This is a genomic window from Streptomyces sp. NBC_00454, assembly GCF_041434015.1.
Taxonomy (GTDB): domain Bacteria; phylum Actinomycetota; class Actinomycetes; order Streptomycetales; family Streptomycetaceae; genus Streptomyces.
The window spans coordinates 2370686-2391701 of record NZ_CP107907.1; the positions used below are offsets into that span (position 1 = coordinate 2370686).

Annotated in this window: 21 protein-coding genes; 13 read left to right on the top strand and 8 right to left on the bottom strand. The window is 72.1% G+C overall.

Features of this window, described 5'->3' with window-relative positions:
- Positions 1-10: 10 nt before the first annotated feature.
- The 4 genes from OHU74_RS11030 (at position 11) to fabF (ending at position 3606) form a co-directional block, all read left to right on the top strand.
- A complete protein-coding gene (locus tag OHU74_RS11030; RefSeq protein ID WP_371615724.1) occupies positions 11-928 on the top strand; it encodes an ACP S-malonyltransferase in 918 nt (305 codons plus the stop codon).
- A 19-nt stretch (positions 929-947) separates the two neighbouring features.
- Complete coding sequence (locus tag OHU74_RS11035; protein WP_371615725.1) at positions 948-1952, top strand: ketoacyl-ACP synthase III; 1005 nt, start codon at positions 948-950, stop codon at positions 1950-1952.
- A 60-nt stretch (positions 1953-2012) separates the two neighbouring features.
- Entirely contained in the window at positions 2013-2261 is a 249-nt protein-coding gene (locus OHU74_RS11040) for an acyl carrier protein (protein ID WP_330296256.1), read from the top strand.
- A 79-nt stretch (positions 2262-2340) separates the two neighbouring features.
- Positions 2341-3606 carry a beta-ketoacyl-ACP synthase II gene (fabF, locus tag OHU74_RS11045; protein ID WP_371615726.1) on the top strand — a complete coding sequence of 422 codons (1266 nt, stop codon included), beginning with the start codon at positions 2341-2343 and terminating at the stop codon, positions 3604-3606.
- A 66-nt stretch (positions 3607-3672) separates the two neighbouring features.
- Here the strand turns inward: fabF and OHU74_RS11050 are convergent, their stop codons facing one another.
- Complete coding sequence (locus tag OHU74_RS11050) at positions 3673-4167, bottom strand: DUF3145 domain-containing protein (protein WP_267754836.1); 495 nt, start codon at positions 4165-4167, stop codon at positions 3673-3675.
- A 250-nt stretch (positions 4168-4417) separates the two neighbouring features.
- Between OHU74_RS11050 and OHU74_RS11055 the strand changes: the two genes are divergently transcribed.
- Positions 4418-5323, top strand: a complete 906-nt coding sequence (locus tag OHU74_RS11055; RefSeq protein WP_371615727.1) for an SGNH/GDSL hydrolase family protein — start codon at positions 4418-4420, stop codon at positions 5321-5323.
- A gap of 82 nt (positions 5324-5405) precedes the next feature.
- Here the strand turns inward: OHU74_RS11055 and OHU74_RS11060 are convergent, their stop codons facing one another.
- Positions 5406-7889, bottom strand: coding sequence for a beta-glucosidase (locus tag OHU74_RS11060; protein WP_371615728.1), 2484 nt, complete (start codon positions 7887-7889; stop codon positions 5406-5408).
- 136 nt (positions 7890-8025) lie between these two features.
- On the opposite strand from OHU74_RS11060, the gene OHU74_RS11065 reads away from it, so the two are divergent.
- On the top strand, positions 8026-8601 hold the full coding sequence (locus tag OHU74_RS11065; protein WP_371615729.1) for a TetR/AcrR family transcriptional regulator: 576 nt from the start codon (positions 8026-8028) through the stop codon (positions 8599-8601).
- 54 nt (positions 8602-8655) lie between these two features.
- Positions 8656-9825 (top strand): low temperature requirement protein A, encoded by a 1170-nt coding sequence (locus OHU74_RS11070; protein ID WP_371615730.1) that lies wholly within the window; start codon positions 8656-8658, stop codon positions 9823-9825.
- 96 nt (positions 9826-9921) lie between these two features.
- On the opposite strand, the gene OHU74_RS11075 is transcribed toward OHU74_RS11070, so the two are convergent.
- Positions 9922-11130 (bottom strand): RNA-guided endonuclease InsQ/TnpB family protein, encoded by a 1209-nt coding sequence (locus OHU74_RS11075; protein ID WP_371619648.1) that lies wholly within the window; start codon positions 11128-11130, stop codon positions 9922-9924.
- Positions 11131-11283: 153 nt separating this feature from the next.
- On the opposite strand from OHU74_RS11075, the gene OHU74_RS11080 reads away from it, so the two are divergent.
- Positions 11284-12045, top strand: a complete 762-nt coding sequence (locus tag OHU74_RS11080; RefSeq protein ID WP_371615731.1) for a carbon-nitrogen hydrolase family protein — start codon at positions 11284-11286, stop codon at positions 12043-12045.
- Between the two features lie 230 nt (positions 12046-12275).
- On the top strand, positions 12276-13034 hold the full coding sequence (locus OHU74_RS11085; protein ID WP_371615732.1) for a class I SAM-dependent methyltransferase: 759 nt from the start codon (positions 12276-12278) through the stop codon (positions 13032-13034).
- Here the strand turns inward: OHU74_RS11085 and OHU74_RS11090 are convergent.
- From OHU74_RS11090 to OHU74_RS11100, 3 genes are all read right to left on the bottom strand, one after another.
- Positions 13031-13867, bottom strand: coding sequence for an EI24 domain-containing protein (locus OHU74_RS11090; RefSeq protein WP_371615733.1), 837 nt, complete (start codon positions 13865-13867; stop codon positions 13031-13033). The two genes, OHU74_RS11085 and OHU74_RS11090, sit on opposite strands and share 4 nt — an antisense overlap.
- Positions 13868-14001: 134 nt before the next feature.
- Positions 14002-14424, bottom strand: a complete 423-nt coding sequence (locus tag OHU74_RS11095) for an organic hydroperoxide resistance protein (RefSeq protein WP_371615734.1) — start codon at positions 14422-14424, stop codon at positions 14002-14004.
- A gap of 66 nt (positions 14425-14490) precedes the next feature.
- Positions 14491-15513 (bottom strand): NADP-dependent oxidoreductase, encoded by a 1023-nt coding sequence (locus OHU74_RS11100; RefSeq protein WP_371615735.1) that lies wholly within the window; start codon positions 15511-15513, stop codon positions 14491-14493.
- A 96-nt stretch (positions 15514-15609) separates the two neighbouring features.
- Between OHU74_RS11100 and OHU74_RS11105 the strand changes: the two genes are divergently transcribed.
- Positions 15610-16032, top strand: a complete 423-nt coding sequence (locus OHU74_RS11105) for a MarR family winged helix-turn-helix transcriptional regulator (RefSeq protein WP_371615736.1) — start codon at positions 15610-15612, stop codon at positions 16030-16032.
- A 15-nt stretch (positions 16033-16047) separates the two neighbouring features.
- On the opposite strand, the gene OHU74_RS11110 is transcribed toward OHU74_RS11105, so the two are convergent.
- On the bottom strand, positions 16048-16746 hold the full coding sequence (locus OHU74_RS11110; RefSeq protein ID WP_371615737.1) for a hypothetical protein: 699 nt from the start codon (positions 16744-16746) through the stop codon (positions 16048-16050).
- Between the two features lie 78 nt (positions 16747-16824).
- On the opposite strand from OHU74_RS11110, the gene OHU74_RS11115 reads away from it, so the two are divergent.
- Positions 16825-17415 (top strand): hypothetical protein, encoded by a 591-nt coding sequence (locus OHU74_RS11115; RefSeq protein WP_371615738.1) that lies wholly within the window; start codon positions 16825-16827, stop codon positions 17413-17415.
- Between the two features lie 7 nt (positions 17416-17422).
- On the opposite strand, the gene OHU74_RS11120 is transcribed toward OHU74_RS11115, so the two are convergent.
- Positions 17423-18115, bottom strand: a complete 693-nt coding sequence (locus OHU74_RS11120; RefSeq protein ID WP_371615739.1) for an esterase/lipase family protein — start codon at positions 18113-18115, stop codon at positions 17423-17425.
- Between the two features lie 242 nt (positions 18116-18357).
- On the opposite strand from OHU74_RS11120, the gene OHU74_RS11125 reads away from it, so the two are divergent.
- Positions 18358-19395, top strand: a complete 1038-nt coding sequence (locus OHU74_RS11125; protein WP_371615740.1) for a rod shape-determining protein — start codon at positions 18358-18360, stop codon at positions 19393-19395.
- Positions 19392-20969, top strand: a complete 1578-nt coding sequence (locus OHU74_RS11130) for a GAF domain-containing protein (protein WP_371615741.1) — start codon at positions 19392-19394, stop codon at positions 20967-20969. The genes OHU74_RS11125 and OHU74_RS11130 overlap by 4 nt, the downstream gene beginning before the upstream one ends.
- Positions 20970-21016 lie beyond the last annotated feature (47 nt).

Genomic DNA, 21016 nt, shown 5'->3' on the forward strand with positions numbered 1-21016 from the left:
GAGTGTGAGGGTGCTCGTACTCGTCGCTCCCGGCCAAGGCGCACAGACGCCCGGCTTCCTGACTCCCTGGCTCGACCTTCCCGGTGCCGCTGACCGCGTCGCCGCCTGGTCGGACGCCATCGGGCTCGACCTTGCCCACTACGGCACGAAGGCCGACGCGGACGAGATCCGCGACACGGCCGTGGCACAGCCCCTGCTGGTGGCCGCCGGCCTGCTCTCCGCCGACGCCCTCGGCGCGGGTACGGCGTTCGGCGCCGTCGCGGGTCACAGCGTCGGCGAGATCACCGCGGCCGTCCAGGCCGGTGTGCTCTCCGACACCGAGGCACTGTCCTTCGTACGCACCCGCGGGCTCGGCATGGCCGAGGCCGCGGCGATCACCGCGACGGGCATGGCCGCGGTCCTCGGCGGGGACCCCGACGTCGTGGTCGCGCACCTGGAGAAGCTGGGTCTGACCCCGGCGAACATCAACGGCGCGGGCCAGATCGTCGCGGCCGGCACGATGGAGCAGATCGCGGCGCTCGAGGCCGAGAAGCCCGAAGGCTCCATGAAGGTCGTCGCCCTCAAGGTCGCGGGCGCCTTCCACACGCACCACATGGCCCCGGCGGTCCTCGCCCTGGAGCAGGCCGCAGCGGCCCTCTCCCCGGCGGACCCGACGACGGCCTATGTTTCGAACAAGGACGGTCAGGTCGTGACCACGGGCGCCGATGTCGTCGCCCGGCTGGTGGGCCAGGTGGCCAACCCGGTCCGCTGGGACCTGTGCATGGAGACGTTCGCCGCACTGGGCGTCACGGGGATCATCGAACTGTCCCCCGGTGGCACCCTGACGGGTCTGGCCAAGCGCGCGCTGAAGGGCGTACCGAGCGTGGCCCTGAAGACCCCGGACGATCTCGAGAAGGCCGCGGCGCTTGTCGCCGAGCAGTCGGCCTGAGAGAAGGAGCCCACACAGCATGTCGAAGATCAAGCCTGCCAAGGGCTCCCCGTACGCCCGCATCCTGGGGGTCGGCGGCTACCGCCCGGTCCGCGTGGTGCCCAACGAGGTCATCCTCGAGACCATCGACTCGTCCGACGAGTGGATCCGCTCCCGCTCCGGCATCGCGACGCGGCACTGGGCCTCGCCCCAGGAGACCGTCGCCGCGATGTCGGTGGAGGCCTGCGGCAAAGCGCTGGCCGATGCCGGGATCGCCCCGGAGAAGATCGGCGCCGTGATCGTCTCGACGGTGTCGCACTTCAAGCAGACCCCGGCCGTCGCGACCGAGATCGCGCACCGCATCGGCGCGGGCAAGCCCGCCGCCTTCGACATCTCCGCCGGCTGCGCCGGGTTCGGCTACGGCCTGACCCTGGCCAAGGGCCTGGTGGTGGAAGGTTCCGCGGAGTACGTCCTCGTCATCGGCGTGGAGCGGCTCTCGGACCTCACCGACCTGGAGGACCGCGCGACGGCCTTCCTGTTCGGCGACGGCGCCGGCGCCGTGGTCGTCGGTCCCTCGGACGTGCCGGCCATCGGCCCCACCGTGTGGGGTTCGGAGGGCGACAAGTCGGAGACCATCAAGCAGACCGTGCCGTGGGACGAGTACCTCGGCAAGGACGGCGGCGAGAAGTTCCCGGCCATCACGCAGGAGGGTCAGGCGGTCTTCCGCTGGGCCGTCTTCGAGATGGCCAAGGTGGCCCAGCAGGCGCTCGACGCCGCCGGGATCACCGTGGACGACCTGGACGTCTTCATCCCGCACCAGGCAAACATGCGGATCATCGACTCGATGGTGAAGACTCTGAAGCTGCCGGAGCACGTCACGGTCGCCCGTGACGTCGAAACCACCGGCAACACCTCGGCCGCCTCGATCCCGCTCGCAATGGAGCGGCTCCTGGCGACCGGAGCGGCGAAGAGCGGCGACACCGCGCTCGTCATCGGCTTCGGGGCGGGACTCGTCTACGCCGCGACGGTCGTTACCCTCCCCTAGGGCCCGGGATTCACGTCCCTGACCCTGATCCAACCCAGTTAGCTATAGAAGGAGCGCCACATGGCCGCCACCCAGGAAGAGATCGTCGAGGGTCTCGCCGAGATCGTCAACGAGATTGCCGGCATCCCCGTCGAGGACGTCCAGATCGAGAAGTCCTTCACCGACGACCTGGACGTCGACTCCCTGTCCATGGTCGAGGTCGTCGTCGCCGCCGAAGAGCGCTTCGACGTCAAGATCCCGGACGAGGACGTCAAGGGTCTCAAGACGGTCGGCGACGCCGCGGACTACATCGCGAAGCACCAGAAGTAAGACTGACGAGCGTTTGTCGCCACCTGGCGGTGGCGCCGTGACAATTCAGCACCCCCTGAGACGTGGAGAAAGAATTCCTGTGAGCCCGACCAATCGCACCGTGGTCGTCACCGGTATCGGCGCAACCACTCCGCTGGGTGGCGACAGCGCTTCGACCTGGGAAGGTCTGCTTGCCGGCCGTTCCGGCGTAAAGCCCCTCGAGGGCGAGCGCTTTGCCGAACTCCCGGTTCGTATCGCCGCACTGGCCGCCGTGGACCCCAATGACGTCCTTCCCCGGCCGCTGGCCCGCAAGCTGGACCGCTCGGCCCAGTTCGCGATCATCGCGGCCCGCGAGGCGTGGGCCGACGCCGGCTACACCGCCCCGGCGGGCGAGGACGCGTCGATCGCGCCCGAGCGCCTGGGCACCGTCATCGCCTCCGGCATCGGCGGCGTGACCACCCTGCTCGACCAGTACGACGTACTGAAGGAAAAGGGTGTGCGCCGGGTTTCCCCGCACACCGTCCCCATGCTCATGCCGAACGGCCCGTCGGCCAACGTCGGCCTGGAGGTCAACGCCCGCGCGGGTGTGCACACTCCGGTCAGCGCTTGCGCGTCGGGCGCCGAGGCCATCGGCTACGCCGTCGAGATGATCCGCACCGGCCGCGCCGACGTGGTCGTCGCGGGCGGCACCGAGGCGGCGATCCACCCGCTGCCGATCGCCGCGTTCGCCAACATGATGGCGATGTCCAAGAACAACGAGAACCCGACCACGGCCTCCCGCCCGTACGACAAGGCCCGCGACGGCTTCGTCCTCGGCGAGGGCGCCGGCGTCGTGATCCTGGAGTCCGCCGAGCACGCCGCCGCGCGCGGCGCCCGGGTCTACTGCGAGGTGCTGGGCCAGGGTCTGTCCGCGGACAGCCACCACATCGCGCAGCCCGAGCCGACCGGCCGCGGTGTCTCGGCCGCCCTGCAGAACCTGCTCGACAACACGGGTCTGGACCCGGCCGAGCTGGTCCACGTGAACGCGCACGCCACGTCCACCCCGCAGGGTGACACGGCCGAGCTGAAGGCCCTGCGCAAGGTCCTGGGCGACGACCTCGACCACATCGCGATCTCGGCCACGAAGTCGATGACCGGTCACCTCCTGGGTGGCGCGGGCGGCATCGAGACCGTCGCGACGGTGCTGGCGCTGTACCACCGCCTCGCCCCGCCGACGATCAACCTCGACGACATCGACGACGACATCGACGCGGACATCGTGCGCAACGAGCCCCGCAAGCTCCCGGCCGAGGGCCCGATCTCCGCGATCAACAACTCGTTCGGCTTCGGCGGCCACAACGTCTCCCTGGCGTTCCGGACCGTCTGATCCCCAGCAGTACGCACGAAGGCCCACCCGGGTGAATCCGGGTGGGCCTTTCGCGTTGAGCCGGGCTCAGACGACCTGGTGGAGCCAGCGCACCGGGGCGCCCTCGCCCGCGTAGCGGAAGGGTTCGAGCTCGTCGTCCCAGGGTTTGCCGAGCAGCTTGGCGATCTCCGCCTCCAGGTCGGTCTCGCCGTGGGCGGACCGGGCGAGGGCGGCGCGCAGCCGGTCCTCGGGGATCAGGATGTCGCCGTGCATGCCGGTGACGGCGTGGAAGATGCCCAGCTGCGGGGTGGAGCTGTAGCGCTCTCCCTCGGCGGTCGGGCAGGGTTCCGCGGTCACTTCGAAGCGGAGCAGGTGCCAGCCGCGCAGGGCCGAGGCGAGTTTCGAGGCGGTGCCCGCTTCGGCCTGCCAGGAGAACTCGGCTCTCCAGGTGCCCGGGGAGGCGGGCTGACGGATCCAGTCGAGGTTCACCCGCACCCCGAGCACGCCCGCAACGGCCCATTCCACGTGCGGACAGAGCGCACGCGGTGCGGAATGCACGTACAGGACTCCACGTGTCGTCACCGGGACCTCCAGTGTGGGACGAGGTCGGGAATAAACTCCAGAAAACGGACAGTATGTGACGTGATGTAATGTAACGGAAATTATTTGACATTGCGTTGCGGGACTTGCGGCCGAAACGCCACGGGAAAAAGCTACCGTGCGCCGGGGGTCATGGTGTGACGTACGGTCGCTCCAAGGCCCGTAAACCCAGAGCATTCACTCAGCAGGACGCCCCCGTGAGGACGCGGGGCGACGAGGAGGGACCTCCCGCATGCGCACCACCGCCCCACGCCGCCGCGCGCGTCGGACGCTTCCGGGTGCGGGCGCGGCGGTTGCCCTGCTGATCGCCGCGACGGGGGCGCTGGCCGGGTGTTCGGCCGACGGAGCGAAGTCCGGGGGCGAACGGGGGGCACAGGCCGCGCCGCGGTGGAACACGGCTCCGGCCTCGGTGGCCGCCGTGGGCGACTCCATCACCCGCGGTTTCGACGCCTGTTCGGTGCTGGCCGACTGCCCGGAGGCCTCCTGGGCCACGGGCGACGACCCGGAAGTCCACTCGCTGGCCGCCCGGCTGCTCGGGGAGGCCGAGGCTCCCTCCCGCAGCTGGAACTACGCGGTGACGGGCTCCCGGATGGCGGACCTGCCGGGGCAGCTGGCCTCGGCGGCCGCGCACCAGCCGGGCCTGGTCACGGTCATGGTCGGCTCGAACGACGCCTGCCGCCCCTCGGCTTCGTCGATGACCCCGGTGGCGGCCTTCCGCTCCGGCTTCGAGAAGGCCCTGGCCGGTCTGCGGGCCGCCTCGCCCGCCTCGCAGGTGTACGTGTCCAGCGTGCCGGACCTGCAGCGACTGTGGGAGCAGGGCAAGGACGATCCGATGGTGCGCCAGATCTGGAAGCTCGGCATCTGCCAGTCGATGCTCGCCGAGCCGACCTCGACGGCCGCCACGGCCACGGCCCGGCGCGAGCAGGTGCGGGCGCGCGTGGTCGAGTACAACGAGGCGCTGCGCGAGGTCTGCGCGAAGGACGAGCTGTGCCGCTACGACGGCGGCGCGGTGTTCCAGTACCCCTTCGCGGCGGACCAGTTGAGCCACTGGGACTGGTTCCACCCGGGCAAGGACGGGCAGGCGCGGCTCGCGGAACTGGCGCACCGACAGGTGACGTCCCCGCAGCCTCCGCGTTGACTTTCCCGGACGTGCGGAACCGGGGGCGGGTGTCAGGGCCCGCCCCCGGTCCGGTTCTTGGGTGCCGCATCCGGCCCCGGAGCTAGAGGTCCAGGGGCGCGGTCAGGCGGGTGTCGCCGTGCGAGTGGCTCGCGCGGACCTCGTAGGCGCCGCCGATCGACCGCCAGGCGCGGGCTTCCTCGTCCCAGATCTCGAAGGCGCGGGCGGGCAGGGCGATCTCGGTCTCGACGCTCTCGCCGGGTCCGGCGCTCACGCTCGCGAAGCCGGCCAGCCAGCTCGCCGGGCGCTCCTCCGTCGCGCTCTGCGCGCCGTCGAACGCAGTGGCGACGGGGGCCAGGTAGATCTGGACGGTCTCGCGGCCCGGCCGGGTGCCGGTGTTGGTGAGGCGGACCCGCGCGGCCGTGGGGGTGACCTCCAGGGACTCGTACTCCCACTGCGTGTAGCCCAGGCCGTGGCCGAAGGGGAAGGCCGGGGCGATCCCCTGCTTCTCGTAGGCCCGGTAGCCGATGAAGAGCCCCTCGCGGTATTCGAGGGCCCCTGCCGTCGGGGTGACCTCGGTGACCGGTGCGTCGGCGAACTCCGCGGGCCAGGTGGTGGGCAGCCGCCCGCCCGGCTCGGCCTCGCCCAGGAGTACGTCGGCCAGCGCGGCCCCGCCCTCCTGCCCGGGGAACCAGGTCAGGAGCACGGCGGCGACCTCCTCGCGCCAGGGGAGTTCCACCGGGGAGCCGGCGTTGACGACGACCACGGTGTTCGGGTTGACGGCGGCCACGGCCCGGACCAGGTCGTCCTGGCGGCCCGGGAGCGCGAGGTCCTTGCGGTCGAAGCCCTCGGACTCCACCCGCTCGGTGGTGGCGACCACCACGACGGCGGTGTCGGCGGCGCGCGCCGCTTCCACGGCCTCGGCGATGAGCTCGTCGGCGGAGCGCTGCGGGCCGAGGTGGAGGAAGGAGAACATGATCGCCTTGAGCGGCAGTGCGGTCATGTCGGGGACCTGGTAGGTCAGCGAGACCTCGACGGCCTCGCCCTCGGCGAGGGTGATCCGGGCCCGCTCGTTGGGGGCGCCGAAGAAGGCCTCGAAGGGGTCGGCCTCGTTGCCCATGGCCTGGACGCCGTCCCAGAGGGTCTCCCCGCCAACGGCCAGGGTGAAGGCGCCCAGTCCGCGGGTGCCGAAGGCGTGCTCGCCGCTCTCGCGCGGCACGAACCGCCCGGTGACCTCGATGCTCGCCATCGTCTCGTACGTGGCGCCCTCGGGCAGGTCGTCGCCGATCCACTGGACCTGGCCGCTCGGCAGGGAGCCCTCGCCGAGGACGGCGCCGGAGGCGTCGCGGCAGATCGCGCGGAGCTCGAAGCCCTTGTCGGCGGGGGTCAGCTCGTCGCTCGGGTCGGCGCCGACCGTGAAGGTGAGCGCGCTGTCGGCGAGGGCGGCGGTGAGGCCGTCCAGCGGGGAGACGATCCGCTCGGGGAAGACCGTGGCGGAGCCGCCGCCGAGGACCCGGGCGTCACGGGCGGCGGCGCCGATGAGGGCGACGGTGCGGCCCGCGGTGGTGTCGAGCGGCAGGGCGCGCGCCGCACCGGAGACGGCCTCGTTGCGGACGAGGACGAAGCCGCGGGCGGCGATCTCGCGGGCCAGGGCCTGGCCGTCGATGGCGGCCGGGACCTCGCCGACGACGGCGGGGGCCCCTTCCAGGATGCCCACGCGGGCGGCGAGGCGCAGGACGTTGCGCACGGCCTCGTCCACGGCGGACTCGGGGACCTGACCGGCGCGGACGGCGTCGGCGAGCGGGGCTCCGTAGACGGTGACGGGTCCGGGCATGGCCACGTCGAGGCCGCCGAGGATGTCGCCGGTGGTGGAACGGGCGGCCATCCAGTCGGAGACGTTGTAGCCGTCGAAGCCCCACTCGGCGCGCAGCACCTCGTTGACGAGGTGGGTGTTCTCGGTCATGGTCACGCCGTTGACCCGGTTGTAGGCCGTCATGATGCCCCACGGGTGGGCGTTGGCGACGATGGCCTCGAAGGGGGCCAGGTACAGCTCGCGCAGCGGGCGCGGGGCGATGACGCTGTCGACGGTGAACCGCTCGGTCTCGGCGTCGTTGCCGACGAAGTGCTTGACGGTGGTGCCGACGCCGCCGTCCTGGACGCCCTTCACGTAGCCGCTGCCGACCTCGCCGGTGAGGTACGGGTCCTCGGAGTAGCACTCGAAGTGGCGGCCGCCGAGCGGCGAGCGGTGCAGGTTGACGGTGGGCGCGAGCAGCACGTGGACGCCCTTGCGGCGGGCTTCCTGGGCGAGGAGGCGGCCTGCGCGGCGGGCGAGCTCCGGGTCCCAGGCGGCGGCGAGCGCGGTCGGGGAGGGCAGGGCGATGGACGGGTCGTCGGCGGTCCAGCGCACTCCGCGGACGCCGATGGGGCCGTCGGACATGACCAGGGACTTCAGCCCGATCTCGGGGACGGCGGGCAGGGACCACATGTCCTGGCCGGCCAGCAGCCGGGCCTTGGTGTCGAGGTCCAGCTTGCCCAGTGCCGCCTCTACGGCGTCGTTGCGGACCTGATCGGCGTCGGTCACGGCCATGCCTCCTCATTGAGCGCGGGTGCTGGCTCCATGGTGGACCGATTACCTGTAGAGCGGTAGGGTTCGTTATCTGTTCGTGATATCAGGATGCCGTACGGTCCTGCTGGCAGGCTGAAGCGGAAGGGGTGCCGGGGCGATGGCCAGGGCGAGAAGTGAGGAACGGCGGGCGGAGATCGTCCGCGCGGCCGTCGAGGTCATCGCGGAGCGCGGCTACCGCGGCGCCTCCCTGGGCGCGGTCGCCGAACGCGTGGGCCTGACCCAGCAGGGGCTGCTGCACTACTTCCCCACCAAGGAGGCGCTGCTGGTCGCCGTCCTGCAGGAGCGCGACCGCTGGGACACCGGCGGCGGCAGCCGCCCCGCGGCCGGCGAGTGGCGCCTCGACCTGCTGGCCTCGCTGGTGGACTACAACTCCATGCGCCCGGGAATCGTGCAGACCTTCTCGGCGCTCCTCGGCGAGAGCGTCACCGACGGCCACCCCGCGCGGGAGTTCTTCACCGAGCGGTACGCGCAGGTGCGCTCCGAGATGACGGCGGTCCTGCGCGGCGAGTTCGGCGACCGCCTCCCCTCGGGCCTCACCCCCGAACAGGTGGCCCCGCTGCTGGTCGCCGTGCTGGACGGGCTGCAGTACCAGTGGCTGCTCGCCCCGGAGTCGGTGGACATGCCCGGCGCCTTCCGCTCCTTCCTGACGCTCCTCCAGGGCCCCCCGGCCTGACGCCCCGGAGCGGCCGGGCATCCTGTCCCCCGGGGATCTACGAGGGGGATGGTCATGGGGGCCGTGGAGATGAACGCGGACGGGGCGACGGGCGCGGTCGCGGAGGGGGAACCCGCCGAGAAGAAGGTCTCGTGGTCGGAGCTGTTCTTCGACCTGGTCCTGGTGTTCGCGGTCACCCAGGTGTCCGCGCTCCTGCACCACGACCACACCTGGGGCGGCGTCGGCCGCGCCCTGATCGTCTTCGTGCCGGTCTACTGGGTGTGGGTCGGTGCCACCGTCCACGCCAACACCCATGACGCGGACCGCGCGCGGACCCGGCTGGGCCTCTTCGCCATCGGTCTGTGCGGACTCATGATGGCCCTGGCCGTTCCCGGCGTCTTCGGGGAGCGCGGACCGCTCTTCGCCTGCGGCTACCTCGGCGCGCGGCTCGCGCTCGCCCTGCTCGTCCACCCCGGCCTGCGCCTGCGGCCGTCCCCGGTGGCCCTGTCCGTGGTCTTCAGCGGGCCCCTCCTGGTGACGGGGGCCTTCCTCGACGGGTGGGCGCGGACCGGGCTGTGGGCGCTGGCCGCCGCGGCCGACCTGGCCTCCCCCCGGCTGACGCGCCGCCACATGATCCGCATCCCCTTCGACTCGGGCCATCTCGCGGAGCGGTTCGGGCTGTTCGTGATGATCGCCCTCGGGGAGTCCATCGTGGCGATCGGGGCTCCGGTGGCCGCCCGCGAGCACCTGGCCGCGGGCCCGCTGCTGGCCGTCGCCACGGCGTTCACCCTGGCCTGCGGCCTGTGGTGGGTGTACTTCCACCTCGCCGCCGACGCGATCCGGCACGGGCTGCAGGCGGCGGCCGTACCGGCCGACGTGGTGCGCCAGGTGCTCTCGTACGGGCACCTCTCCCTCATCGCCTCGGTGATCGCGGTCGCCGTCGGCATGGCGGAGGCCGTCGCCCGGCCGGGCGGCCGGCTGCCACTGGCCGTGACCGCCCTGCTGTACGGGGGCTGCGCGCTCTACCTCGCCACGTACGGGTACACGCGCTGGCACCTGTTCCACAAGTGGTCGCTGACCCGGCTGACCGCGGCGGCGGCCGTCCTCGCCCTGCTCCCCGTCGCGGCGGCGCTGCCCGCCCTGGGGGCGCTCGCCCTGCTGGCCGGGGCGGTCGCGGCCCTCAACCTGACCGAGCTGGGCTTCGTACGCCGCCGCGGCGAACTCCCCAGCCGCGCGGCGGCGTAGGCACGCACCGCCCGGCACCGCCGCGGGCGGCCCGCGCCCCGGCTGGCATGCTGTCCGGTTGAATCCTCCCCTCCCTAATGGGAGGGGATTTCTGGCTCACGCAGCCTGGCGGCCCAGCGGGCTGTCAGGTCTTACGCGATCGGCACCAGCCGGGTTGAGACCAGCCCGGACCAGCATGACGTGTGCGGAGTTCTTGTCCCTGGGGGACACGGCTCCGCACTCGGTGCAGGTATAGGTACGTTCCGAGAGAGGTAGTGCGTGCTTGGTTCTCGCTCCGCACTGCGCGCAGTCCATGGTGGTGTGCGCGGGATGGACAAGGTGCACGATGCGCCCGTGCTTGCGCGCCATCTCGATCAGGGCCGTCTTGGCGCCGCCGATCGCGGCGTCTGCCGCTTTGCGGGCCATGGTGGACTTGGCGAGGAACTTCGGGCGGAAGTCCTCCACCGCGAGGGCATCATGGTCGCGGACCACCTTCTTGGCCCACTTGCGGCCGGTGTCCTGGCGCCTCCGGGCGATCTTCTTGTACGCCCTCGCAGCCTGACGCCGGGCTTCACGGTAGCCCTTCGACTGGGCCTTGCCCCTGGGTGCGCGGCGGCGGGCCATCAACCGCTGATAGTGCGCCAGGCGACCGGCGGCTCTCCTGCCGTACTCGCCGTGGGGCAGGTCGTGATCGTCGGAGGTGGTGGTCGCGGTCTCCCTCACACCCCAGTCGATGCCGATCACCGCGCCCGTGGAGGGCAGTGCCTCGGTGGTCGCGGGGACCACGAAACTGGCGTACCAGTGCCCAAGGCTGTCCCGGTACACACGCACCGACGACGGCGGCTTGGGCAGATCCCGCGACCACACCACGGTCACACTGATGCCCCCGGCCAGATGCAGACGCCCGTCCTTCAGCCGGAAGCCGCGCTGCGTGTAGTTGAGCGTGGGATCCGTTACGTGCTTCTTCTTGTACTTCGGCATCCCGGCACGCTGCCGCATCGGCAACCGGGCCTTGATGTCCTTGAGCGCCTTCGCGCGGGACTTGGCGAAGTCCCGGATGATCTGCTGCTGCGGAACGCTGCTGCCCTCACGCAGCCACGCCATCGAGCGTCGGGCCTCGGTCAGCATCTTGTCGAGCTGCGACGGACCACACGTCACCTTCTCGCTGGCCGTCTTGTTCCGGGTGTGGACCTTGCGGGACATGGCCACGCACTCGTTCCACACCCACCGGCACCGCGCCCACTCCGCCTCAAGCCGGGTAAGCGCAGTGGACGACACGCGGACCCGGAAGGTGTGCCGGGCATGCCCGGCCTCCCCAAGGTCCATCAATGCTGTCGACACGCTCCCCAAGCTAGTCTCCCCCACTGACAACGAAAGAGACTGCAGGTCAGATGTACAGCGAAGTCCGCCACTCCGCGGCTCCGCCCCAAGGACCCATTCCTCCCGGGCTAAGTTCCGGGGCATCCTGAGAGAAATCCAGTGAAGATCGCCGCCGCGCAGCTGACCTGCGCCCCCGCCGACGTGCCCGCCAACGCCGCACGGGCGGCCGCCCTCGCCGTCCGGGCCCGCGAGGAGGGTGCGGAGCTGGTGGTCTTCCCCGAGCTGGTGCTGACCGGCTACGCGTTGCCCGCGATCGCCGCCGACCCCGGCCTGTGGCTGAGCGGGCCCGAGGATCCCCGACTGGACCCCGTCCGCTCCGCCGGGACCGCCACCGCCGTCAACGTCGCCCTGCGCGCGGACGGCCCCCGGCCCGTCATCGCGACCCTGGTGCACGACGCGCGGGGCGCGCACGTGACCACGTACGTCAAGCAGCACCTCTACCGGCACGAGCAGGAGGTCTTCGCCGCGGGCGGGGTCCCCGGCCGCTTCGAACTCGGCGGGATCGGCTTCTCCTTGGGGATCTGCTACGACAACCACTTCCCGGAGGTGCCCGGCGCGGGCGCGGCCGCCGGCTGCCGGGTCCACCTGGCGAGCTCGCTCTACGGGACGGGCGGCGGCATCGCCGAGCGGAGCACGATCCACCCCGGGATCGCCCGGGACCACGGGATGTACGTGGCCCTCGCCAACCACGTCGGACCGGCCGGCCCGTGGACCGGATGCGGCGGCGCGGCCGTATGGGCCCCGGGCGGGGCGCTGCTGGCCGAGGCCGACGACCGTACGCCGTCGCTCGCCCTGGCGGAGGTCGGGCAGGAGGTCGGACTGGAGGTCGGTCCGCAGGCCGGGCCGCCGGTCGGAGCCTGACGGCGGCGGCCCGCGAACTCCTCGCGAAACCGGGCCCCGCGCGGCGGTGGAAGGTGCCGTGGCGGCCCTCGGCGGGGGCCCCGGGCGACCGTCGCCCGCACCCGTGAGGGGGCGGACCGGCCGGTGCGCCCCAGGCGGCCACGGGACCGGCCAGTCGATCACCACACCAGGCCTGACCTGGGCTTTTGCCGTATCCACCGATAAAATCGGGACACGGGAAAGGGGTTCGAATGGACCGGAACGTACGCAGTGTCGACGACGTGCTCGCCCTGATGGATTCGCTCTTCGCACCGGAGGCCGACCGCTGGACGCCCGACGGCGCCTCCTGGTGGGACGGCTTCTACGCGGACCGCGACCGGCCGGTGCCGTTCTTCGCGGCGAAGCCCGACGAGAACCTGGTCTCCTGCCTGGAGCGCGGCCTGATCCCCCGCGGCGGCCGCGCCCTCGACCTGGGCTGCGGCCCCGGCCGCAACGCCCTGTACCTGGACTCGCTGGGCTTCGAGGTGGACGCCGTCGACCTCTCCCCCACCGCCCTGGCCTGGGCCGGGGAGCGAGCCCGTGCGGCGGGTTCGGCGGTCCGCTTCCACCACGGGGACGCCTTCGGCGAAGCGGGGGCCGCGCTCGTGGGACCGTACGACCTGATCTACGACTCCGGCTGCTTCCACCACCTGCCCCCGCACCGCCGCGTCAGCTACCTGGCCCTGCTGGAGCGGCTCCTGGCGCCCGGCGGCCGCTTCGCCCTCACCTGCTTCGCCTCGGGCGCGATGGGGTCCGAGCTGCCCGACGCCGAGTTCTACGGCCGGGCCCGCCTCGAAGGCGGCCTCGCGTACACGCCTCAGGCACTGCGCTGGGTGTTCTCCGACCTCGCGGAGGTCGAGCTGCGCCGGATGAACGACGAACCGCCCGCCTCGGCCTCCTTCGGCGAGGCCTTCCTCTGGACGGCGCTCTTCCGCAGGCCGGACGGGACCGGAGCGGCAACGGCCGCCTAGGCCTGCGCGCCGAAGGCCCCGAAGCTGCCGGCCGGGGTCTCCCCGGGGGCCTCGGTGGCCGCCCGGCCCTGCTCCGGCTCCGGCTCCGACGACTCGTCGGCGCCCACCAGGTCCCGGGCCATCAGCGTCGCTCCGGCCACCGCGCCGGGCATCAGGAACACGGCGACGAGCGGCACCAGGAACGCCAGCACCAGCGGCACCCCGAAGCCGAGCGCCAGCATCCGCCGCGAGCGCAGCAGTTCCAGCTGCCCGGAGAGCTCCACCCGGCGGCGCATCAGGGCGACGGAAGTGAGCTCCTGGGTCAGGAAGAAGCCCGAGACGCAGAATCCGACGGCCGGGACCACGGTCTGCCCGAGGACCGGGATGAAACCGAGGCCGAAGAGCAGGATCCCGTAGAGCAGGACCTTGCCGAGGATCCGCAGGCTGTCCCGGGCGGAGATCCACAGCTCCTGCCAGAGCGTGAGCCCCGACTCGGGGACCTCGCCGCCCTCGCTGCGGTCGACCTGCTCCGAGAGGGACTCGTAGAACGGCTGGCCCACGAGCAGGGTCACGGCGGTGAAGGTGATCACCGCGACGAAGAGCCCGAGGGAGAAGAGCAGGGCGGTCAGGAACCCGCGGAAGAGCCCGAGCCACGGCGAGGACCAGCCGTCGGCGAAGGGGGTCGCCCAGGCGGTCAGGTCGTCGGCGCCGTAGCCGAGGCCGATCAGGGCCCCGGCGTAGAGCACCAGGGAGACCAGCCCCGGCAGCAGTCCGAAGCCGAGCCACCGGCCGTGCCGGAACACCCATCGCTGTCCGGCCAGCAGATAGCCGAATCCCCCCGCAAGATCACGCATGGAGCCAGTCTAGGACCGGCGCCGCGCACGGCGAAGGCCGCACCCCGGTGCCAGGGTGCGGCCTTCGGCAAGCACTCGCCGCGAGCGAGGTCCGAGGGACCTCTCAGCGAGCTTCGAGCAGGGAGATCCGCAGATCAGACCGCGAGCTCGACCGTGATGTTGCCACGGGTCGCCTTGGAGTACGGGCAGACCTGGTGGGCCTTCTCGATGAGGTCCTTGGCGGTGGCGGCGTCCACGTTCGGGATGGTGGCCGAGATCTTGACGATGATGCCGAAGCCCTCGTCGTTCTTGCCGATGCCGACCTCGGCGGTGACCGTGGAGCCGGAGATGTCGGCGTTCTCGTTGCGGGCGACGACGCCGAGCGCACCCTGGAAGCAGGCGCTGTAGCCGGCGGCGAAGAGCTGCTCCGGGTTGGTGCCGGCGCCGCTGCCGCCCATCTCCTTCGGCGGGTTCACGACGACGTCGAGCGAGCCGTCGTTGGTGGCGACGCGACCGTCACGGCCGTTCTCGGCGGTGGCGACGGCGGTGTAGAGAACGTCGGACTGCTGGATGGACATGTAAGAAGATCCTCCTGGTAAATCGTCGCGACTCGCGCCCACGCGTCACGACGGTGTGGAGTGAGCCTAACGGGTGAAAGAAACGATCATCTTTCCGGTGTTGTCCCCGCGCAGCATTCCGAGGAAGGCCTCGGTGGCGTTCTCCACGCCCTCCACGACCGTTTCGTCGGCCACGAGCTGCCCGGAGCGCAGCCAGCCGGCCACGTCCTGGACGAACTGCGGCTGCAGCGCGGCGTGGTCGCTGACCAGGATGCCCTGCAGGCGCAGGCGCTTGCCGATGACCATCATCAGGTTGCGCGGACCGGGCGCGACCTCGGTGTCGTTGTAGTGGGCGATGGCCCCGCACAGGGTGGCCCGGCCGTTCACGTTGAGGGCGGAGATGGCCGCCTCCAGGTGGTCGCCGCCGACGTTGTCGAAGTAGACGTCGATGCCCTCGGGGGCGGCCTGCGGCAGCTGCTCGGCGACGGGGGCGTTCTTGTAGTTGAAGGCGGCGTCGAAGCCGTACTTCTCCGTGAGGAGCGTCACCTTCTCGTCGGATCCGGCGGAGCCGATGACGCGGGAGGCGCCCTTGATCTTCGCGAACTGGCCGACGAGGCTGCCGACCGCACCGGCGGCGCCGGAGACGAAGACGGCGTCACCCTCCTTGAAGGAGGCGACCTCGAAGAGGCCGGCGTAGGCGGTCAGGCCCGGCATGCCGAGCACGCCGAGGTAGGCGGAGAGCGGGGCGAGCGAGGCGTCGACCTTGGTGGCGTGCGCGGCGTCGAGCTCCGCGTACTCGCGCCAGCCCAGCGGGTGCAGGACGTGGTCACCGACGGCGAAGCCCTCGGCGGCGGAGGCGACGACCTCGCCGACCGCGCCACCCTGCATGGGCTGGTCGAGCTGGAAGGGCGGGACGTAGGACTTCGCGTCGTTCATCCGGCCGCGCATGTACGGGTCCACGGACATGTGGAGGTTGCGCACCAGAATCCGGCCGGCGGCGGGCTCGGCGTTCACCGGGGCCTCGCGCAGGGCGAAGTCCTCGGCGACGGGCCAGCCCTGCGGGCGGCGGACGAGGTGCCACTCACGGCTGACGGCAGGGATCTCGGACATGCGTCGCTCCAGGATGGGGGTGGAAATGCTTCACAACGTGAAACAACCATGCGCCTGGATATTTCATGTTGTCAAGTAAATGGGTACGCTGGTTCCATGCCCAGTCGTCGCGTAGACCCCCTGACCGTTGAGGTCGTCGAGCTCATCGGTACCGTCGTGGCCCGCTACCACGAGGAATACGAGCACGCGGCCGCCAGCCACCAGCTCACCGGGGCCCAGGCCCGCGTCCTCAATCTGCTCTCGCTGGAGCCGATGGCGATGCGCAAGATCGCCCAGAAGCTGAAGTGCGAGCCGTCCAACATCACCGGCATCGTGGACCGCCTGGAGACCCGCGGTCTGGTCGAGCGCCGCCCGGACCCGGCCGACCGCCGGGTGAAGCTGGCCGCGCCCACCGACGAGGGCCTGCAGACCGCCGACCGGCTGCGCGAATCTCTGGACTTCGCGCGCGAACCGCTGGCCGGCCTCTCCACCGAGGAGCGGACGGTCCTGCGGGACCTGCTCAGGCGGATGCTGGGCTGAGCCCGGCCCGGCCGCTCAACAGAAGATCCAGAACCGGCACGTCGGGCTGGGCGTTGAAGTGGGCGTGGGCGTCGGACTGACCGACCCGCTCGGCGCGGGCTGCCCCGGTGCGGTCGGCTTTACGGTTCCACCTGTCCCCGGAGCGCTCCGCGTCGGCCCCGGCGCCCCCGAGGCGGAGGCCGGCGGCGTGACTCCGGGCGTCCCGGGCTCCCCGGTGGCGCGGCCCGGCCCGCCCGTCTTCGCAGCCCCGGCGGTGGCCTTCGCGGTGGCAGGGCCCTTCCCCGACGGCAGGGCCGACGGCGCGGCCGGGGCACCCTCCAGGCTCGGCAGCGGGGCCGGAGCCGTGGGACCGGCGTTGTCCGTCAGCTCCACCCTGTCCGCCCGGTCGGACCGTTCCCCGTCGGTCGCGAGCCGGGCCATCGCCACCGAAGCACCGGTCGCGAGCACCAGCCCGAGTCCGATCGTCAGCACGGTCCGGCGGCGCCGCCGGTGCCCGGCGCGGCGGCGGGCACCGGCCCGGCCCCGCTCGGGGCCGGACAGTACGACGAGGGAGTCGGCGTACACATCGGCGAGCGCGGCGGGCGTCGGCTCCACGGCGGGAGCCGCGGCCGGTCCGGCGGGCGCGGCGGGTATCAGGTATTCGGCCGGGGTTCCGCACCCGGCGCACGCGAGCGCGCCGTTGAGGTGTCTCCGGCAGGCGGGGCAGTAGTTCATGGCGCCCGCAGGCTATGCGTTCAGCGGCAACATCCGCATCGCGGGAACGTAAGGATCCTGTGTGGAATCGTTTCCTCCATGTCCGTGAACCCAAGCCCGGTCACCCGGGAAGCCTTCGGCCCGACCGAGTTCCAGCTGGTGCTGCTGCGCCGGATGGCCGACTTCCAGCCCGGTCTGGCCGAGGAGGCCCGCCACCGGCTCGGCGCCTCGCTCGCGCAGCAGCGGGAGGCCAACAAGCGCTGGCAGGCCATGGTCCGATCGCCCCGCTCCCGGGGCGCCCTGGCCCGCTACCGCTCGGTGCTCGGCCCGCCGGAGTCCACCGGGTCCCGCGCGATCGGCGATCTGACCTGCGAGGCCCTGCTGTGGCGGGTACCGCTCTGGCCCGACCTGCGCTTCGAGGTGCTCGCCGCGCCGGACGGGGCCGTCTGGAACGAGTGGCTGGTGCGGGCTCCGGGGGCGCGAAGCCCCGTACTGGAGTCGGCGGAGGACCTGCTGCCCTGGTCGGCGACGGTGGACGAGGTGGCGCGGGCCTTCGCGCCGGTGCGTCCGATGGAGGGGACCGCGCCGACGCGGTGGCGGCTCGCGTTCACCGCGTCGGGGCGGGCGTGCGTCGCGGAGTTCACGTACGGGCTGCTCCAGGAGGTCTCCGTACGGGCGGACCTGCCCTGACGCTGGGCTAGGAGCGCAGGAAGGCCCGTACCCCCGCCGAGGTGGGGTCGTCGCCGAGCAGGTCGTTGTGCTTGAGGCAGCCCACGGGGGTGTTCGCGGCGCCGGTGAGCGGGACGCTGTCGTCGGGGTTGATGACCTCGTCGCAGTTCGACCAGAAGGTCGCGTACTTCACGGCGCCGGGGGTCTCGTCGCCGGCGTTGAGGTTCTTCACCACGTAGGAGCCGGGGGTCATGTCGCGGCAGGCCTGGTCCCACAGGGCGCAGGCCCAGGCGGTGGAGGTGCCGTGGTTGGGGCCGGCCAGGGAGACCCAGTGGTCCACCAAGGCGCCGCCGCCGCCGAACTTCACGTACCAGCGGGTGACGAGCGAGCCGAAGGAGTGGGCGACGAGGTCCACGCGGGCGGCGCCGGTCTGGCGGCGGACCTCGTCCACGTAGGCGGCGAGCCGGCTGGAGAGGACCTCGTTGACGGACTGGTGGGTGTCGTAGCCGAAGGAGAAGAGCTCGGAGTCGGCGTACCCGTCGGCGCGCAGGTCCTCGCGCAGGGAACCCCAGACTCCGGGATCGGCGTTGTAGCCGTGGACGAAGACCACCGGAACGTGTCCGGAGGCGGGGACGGCCGCCTGGGCCGGGAGGACGGGCGCGGCGAGCAGCGCCAGGCAGAGCGTCAGGAGGGCGAGCAGTCTCTGGCGGGCCGTCAGCATGGAGTCCCCTTTACCTTGTTACGCGCCAGTAGCACGATCAGTGCGGGCATGGTCGCGCCTGTCGGGACAGAAATCCACCCCCGTGCAGCACCCTCCGGCGCCTCTCGCACCCCTTCCGTATCGCACGACACCCCCCACCCGGAGCATCAAATCGGGCAATACGGGTAATTCACCCGAGAAGATACGAAGTGTGACCGGCACCCGCCGGTCTTCTTGCGTCAGCGCTCTCGGGAGGATCTGCCGTGACCGTCAGTCTTGAGCAGTTGCGCCGCTGCCACGTTGCCGTCGACCTCGGAGCAGCCAGGACCCGCGTCTACGTCAAGGGCGCCGGGCTGGTCGTGGACGAGCCCAGCGTCGCCGCGGTGAACACGCGGACCGGCGCACTCATCGCCGTCGGCACCTTCGCCGAACGGATGACCGGCCGCACGCCCGACTACATCCGCGTCGTGCGCCCCGTCTCCGGCGGCACCGTCGTGGACATCGAGATGGCCCAGCGCATGCTGCGCCACCTCCTCGGCGAGAAGCTGCGGCGCGCCCTGCGCCGCAAGCCGCGGCTGCGGGCCGCCGCCTGCACCCCGCACGACGCCGACCCGCTCGCCCAGCGGGCCACCGTGGAAACCCTCGTCGGGCTCGGCGCCCGCCGCGTCGAACTGGTCGACACCCTGATCGCGGCGGCCGTCGGCTGCGGCCTGCCCGTGGAGCAGCCGACCGCGACGATGATCATGGTGTGCGGGGCCGCGGCCACCCAGGTCGCCGTCCTGTCGCTGGGCTCGATCGTCACCGCCGTACGGATCCCGGTCGGCGGCGAGGCCATCGACCACGCGGTGGTCCAGCACCTGCGCCACGCGCACGAGCTGATGCTGCCCAGCCAGGCCGTCCGCCCGCTCCAGCTGGCCCTGCACGGCAACGGCATCACCGCCGAGGGCCCGGCCTCCACCCTCATCCACGGCCGCGACGTGTCCACCGGACTCGCCCGGTCCGTCCACGTGGACACCGCGGCCGTCCGGGACGCCATCTACACCCCGCTGACCGCCGTGCTCGACGGCATCGGGAAGGTGCTGCGCGACTGCCCGCCGGACCTGGTGGCGGACCTGACGGACCGAGGGATCATGATGGTGGGTGGCAGCGCCCTGCTGCCCGGCCTGGACCAGATGCTCCGCGACGCGACCGGAATGCCGGTGGCCATCGCGGAACGACCCGACATCTGCGCGGTACTGGGTCTCGGCATGATGCTGGAAGGGAAGATCGCCCCCATGGTTCTGAACCCGCTGGCCGAATGACGCACGCCGAACCGCTCCCCCCGGACGACGGCGACGGGCACCCCTCCAGCCTGCCCGTCCTCCTGGAGGCGGTCCTCAGCGTCGGCTCCGAACTCGAACTGCGGACCACCCTCCAGCACATCGTGGACTCGGCGACCGAGCTGTGCGCGGCCCGCTACGGTGCGCTCGGGGTCGTCGACCCCGAGCGCATCCGGCTGACCGAACTGTTCACGACCGGGGTGACCGAGGCCGAGAAGGCCGCGATCGGCCACCTGCCGGACGGCCGCTCCGGCCTGCTCGGCGCGCTCATCGCCGACCCGCGCCCCCTGCTGCTGGACGATCTGAGCCAGGACCCCCGCTCGGCGGGCTTCCCGCCCGGCCACCCGCCGATGCGCAGCTTCCTCGGCGTCCCGATCCGGGTCCACACCGAGGTGTTCGGCAACCTCTACCTCACCGAGAAGCGCGGCGGCGGCCCCTTCACCGACGAGGACATCGCACTGCTGCGCGTCCTGGCCTCGCAGGCGGGGATAGCGATCGGCAACGCCCGGCTGTACGAGACCGCGCGCCGCCGGGAGCGCTGGATCGAGGGCGCGGCCGCCGTGACCACCACCCTGCTGGCGGGCCGGCCCGCGGCGGACGCGCTGATGTGCGTGGCCGAACGGGCCCGGATGCTGGCGGACGCGGAGGCGGGGGTCGTCCTCCAGCCGACCCCCGAGGGCGGCATGGAGATCGTGGCCGCCTCCACCCACGGGGACCCGGGGGACCTGATCGGCACGGCCATCGCGCCGGGCTCCCCGGTCCTGGAACAACTCCTGGGCGGCGAACCGGTCTTCATAGAGGACTCCGCGACCGATCCCCGGATGACCACCCACGTGAGGGAGCGCTTCGGCCCCAGCATGATGCTCCCGCTCCAGAGCGGCGGCCAGCTGATCGGCACCCTGGCCCTGCCCCGGTCCCGGGGCGGCCCGCCGTACGACGCGGTGGACCGGCTCCTCGCCTCGCAGTTCGCCTCGCAGGCGGCCCTGGCCCTGGTCCTGGCGGACGCCCAGCACGACCGCGAGCAGCTGGCGGTCTACGAGGACCGCGACCGCATCGCGCGGGACCTGCACGACCTGGTGGTCCAGCGGCTGTTCGCCACGGAGATGATGCTGGAGAGCACGAGGAAGCGCTCCGTTTCCTCCCCGGCGGGCGATACGGTCGGCGACGAGCTCAGCCGGGCGGTGGACGAGCTCGACTCCACCATCCAGGAGGTCCGCACCGCCATCTTCACCCTCCAGCAACCCCCGACCGACGCCCCCACCACCTTCCGCGGCCGGGTCCTGCGCGAGACCGGCGGGGCGGCGGTCCTGCTGGGCTTCCAGCCGTCGGTCCACTTCGCGGGCGCGGTGGACGCACTGCTCCCGGAACCGGTGGCCACCGACCTCCTCTCGGCCCTGCGCGGCGCCCTGGCCGCGGCACACCGCCGCTCGGGGGTCAGCTCGATCGAGGTCGAGGTCGACGCGGTCCCCACCCGCGCCCGCCTCACCGTCTCCGACGACGGCCAGACGGATTCGGGCACCCGCGGCACCACACTGACCTGGGAATCCCCGATCTAGCCCTGCTGTAAGCGACGTTCGTCACGGACCAGCCGGCCAATGGACGA

What these genes read in the sequence shown, in the direction of transcription:
- OHU74_RS11120 (WP_371615739.1), bottom strand. Translation starts at nt 18,115, where the DNA reads ATGCTGACGGCCCGCCAGAGACTGCTCGCCCTCCTGACGCTCTGCCTG.
- OHU74_RS11110 (WP_371615737.1), bottom strand. Translation starts at nt 16,746, where the DNA reads ATGAACTACTGCCCCGCCTGCCGGAGACACCTCAACGGCGCGCTCGCG.
- OHU74_RS11090 (WP_371615733.1), bottom strand. Translation starts at nt 13,867, where the DNA reads ATGCGTGATCTTGCGGGGGGATTCGGCTATCTGCTGGCCGGACAGCGA.
- OHU74_RS11065 (WP_371615729.1), top strand. Translation starts at nt 8,026, where the DNA reads ATGGCCAGGGCGAGAAGTGAGGAACGGCGGGCGGAGATCGTCCGCGCG.
- OHU74_RS11075 (WP_371619648.1), bottom strand. Translation starts at nt 11,130, where the DNA reads ATGGACCTTGGGGAGGCCGGGCATGCCCGGCACACCTTCCGGGTCCGC.
- OHU74_RS11085 (WP_371615732.1), top strand. Translation starts at nt 12,276, where the DNA reads ATGGACCGGAACGTACGCAGTGTCGACGACGTGCTCGCCCTGATGGAT.
- OHU74_RS11100 (WP_371615735.1), bottom strand. Translation starts at nt 15,513, where the DNA reads ATGTCCGAGATCCCTGCCGTCAGCCGTGAGTGGCACCTCGTCCGCCGC.
- OHU74_RS11130 (WP_371615741.1), top strand. Translation starts at nt 19,392, where the DNA reads ATGACGCACGCCGAACCGCTCCCCCCGGACGACGGCGACGGGCACCCC.
- OHU74_RS11115 (WP_371615738.1), top strand. Translation starts at nt 16,825, where the DNA reads ATGTCCGTGAACCCAAGCCCGGTCACCCGGGAAGCCTTCGGCCCGACC.
- OHU74_RS11040 (WP_330296256.1), top strand. Translation starts at nt 2,013, where the DNA reads ATGGCCGCCACCCAGGAAGAGATCGTCGAGGGTCTCGCCGAGATCGTC.
- OHU74_RS11060 (WP_371615728.1), bottom strand. Translation starts at nt 7,889, where the DNA reads ATGGCCGTGACCGACGCCGATCAGGTCCGCAACGACGCCGTAGAGGCG.
- OHU74_RS11105 (WP_371615736.1), top strand. Translation starts at nt 15,610, where the DNA reads ATGCCCAGTCGTCGCGTAGACCCCCTGACCGTTGAGGTCGTCGAGCTC.
- OHU74_RS11070 (WP_371615730.1), top strand. Translation starts at nt 8,656, where the DNA reads ATGGGGGCCGTGGAGATGAACGCGGACGGGGCGACGGGCGCGGTCGCG.
- OHU74_RS11095 (WP_371615734.1), bottom strand. Translation starts at nt 14,424, where the DNA reads ATGTCCATCCAGCAGTCCGACGTTCTCTACACCGCCGTCGCCACCGCC.
- OHU74_RS11035 (WP_371615725.1), top strand. Translation starts at nt 948, where the DNA reads ATGTCGAAGATCAAGCCTGCCAAGGGCTCCCCGTACGCCCGCATCCTG.
- OHU74_RS11055 (WP_371615727.1), top strand. Translation starts at nt 4,418, where the DNA reads ATGCGCACCACCGCCCCACGCCGCCGCGCGCGTCGGACGCTTCCGGGT.